We start from the raw sequence: 425 nt of genomic DNA on the forward strand, positions 1-425 counted from the left end.
GCCGCGGACGGCGCGGAGGCGGTCGCATTGGCCCGCGAACTGCGGCCCGACGTGATCCTCATGGACATCCGGATGCCGCACGTCGACGGCATCGAGGCCACCCGGCGCCTGCATGCCGCGGGCATCACTCCGACGCCGCGCGTCCTGGTCCTGACGACGTTCGACCTCGACGAGTACGTCTTCGGCGCACTGCGGGCCGGCGCCGCCGGATTCCTGCTCAAGGACGCGTCCCGCGCGCACCTCGTCGAGGCCCTCCACGTGGTCCAMGACGGCGAGGCCCTGCTCTCGCCGTCGATCACCCGCCGCCTCATCGAGAACTTCGCCGCCCGCGCCGAACCCCGCCCCGCAGCCGCCGCCCTCGCGGCCGAGCTGACCCCGCGCGAACACGAGACCCTGCTCCTGGTCGCACGCGGCCTGTCCAACAC

The 425-nt window shown here is 73.6% G+C and carries 1 protein-coding gene; it reads left to right on the plus strand.

Going from position 1 to position 425, the window contains the following annotated elements; genetic code table 11:
- Nucleotides 1–27 precede the first annotated feature (27 nt).
- The coding region (locus AC1DSF_RS30975; protein WP_478184138.1) for a response regulator at nt 28–425 on the plus strand (398 nt) is incomplete at its 3' end.

The organism is Variovorax sp. 01N429 (genome assembly GCF_056399425.1).